This window comes from Dyadobacter flavalbus (assembly GCF_006149045.1).
GTDB classification, from domain to species: Bacteria; Bacteroidota; Bacteroidia; order Cytophagales; family Spirosomataceae; genus Dyadobacter; species Dyadobacter flavalbus.
Window position 1 is genome coordinate 1 of record NZ_VBSN01000007.1, and the last position, 1,158, is coordinate 1,158.

A 1,158-nucleotide genomic window follows, 5' to 3' on the forward strand; every position below is an offset into this window, starting at 1 on the left:
AACTGGGGCTTGACCATGTCTCAATTGTATATTAAATTTGGTGACAGATTACAGGCAGATCGAGAATTTTTCTTGGGCGGCTGAATCTCCCAAAATCAAACCCTGACACAGTTCAGCGTACACTCCCCAACAATAATTTTATAAGATGGTATACTTCTAATGCTAACTGTCGCCATACTAATTTTAGAATGATTGCTGTGAATTTAAAGAATGTTATGCACGAAGACTTCAGAATTAAAAAACTGTGGTATAAGTATGAATATTTATGTAGAAGTTCTGATGCAGCCTTCAATCTCAATTCCTTCGTGCCTTAAGTAATTATACAGCGTTGCCTTAATCCCAATTCTAAGCTGCTCACAAATTTGCTTCGTTGTATATTTTTTGCTTGTATACAGTGTTGCAGCAAGGCCAGCTAGCTCCTTAGACTTTTTAGTTAAAACCTTTGGCCTACCACCCACGCGACCCCTGGCGCGTGGGTGGTAGGCCAAAGTCCGCTAGATTAAAGTTTCTTTTTCATTCTCTGCAAAGATCCAACTAAGCATATACCAAAGCCGGTCCATTTTGGTGGTAGTATCAATATCTTCTGAAATACTCTGGAAATCCACGCCCATTTCTTTCCATTCCAACATCATCTTGATTAACTCATAAGTCGTTCTTCCGAGACGATCAATTCTCCATACAACGATTACGTCTCCTTTACGAAGCTCGGAAATCATCTTGATATATTCAGATCTATGTATGGAAACACCTGAGATCTTTTCATGACAAATTTTCTCACAACCTGCTTTCTTGATGGAGTCCAATTGTAAATCCTGATTCTGCTCAGTCTTCAAAACCCGAATGTATCCAATCACCATTCCAAATAGTACAGTTTAACGTGGTTGTTTGCATTATATAGTAAATAGTTTTGGTGTACCACTAAAATGAAATTTCAAATTGGTAAATATGGCTATTTTCAGGACTAAATGGGAGGAAAGATTATGAGGCCCGAGAGTACAGTTATACCACCGTATAATTTAGGGAGCATCCGATTATGATACCTCGATTATGTTAGACCACTAATTTAGGTTTGTTAGTTGTTTTAGGCGCACATTTCAAACAGCTCTGCAGGCTTTTTTCGATCTATTCCCTGGTGCGCTCTGAAATGATATCTATCCA

At 38.4% G+C, this 1,158-nt stretch carries 1 protein-coding gene; it reads right to left on the reverse strand.

Features of this window, described 5'->3' with window-relative positions; all coding sequences use genetic code 11:
* Positions 1-494: 494 nt before the first annotated feature.
* Complete coding sequence (locus FEM33_RS00830) at positions 495-857, reverse strand: recombinase family protein (protein ID WP_138284307.1); 363 nt, start codon at positions 855-857, stop codon at positions 495-497.
* Between the last annotated feature and the right edge of the window lie 301 nt (positions 858-1,158).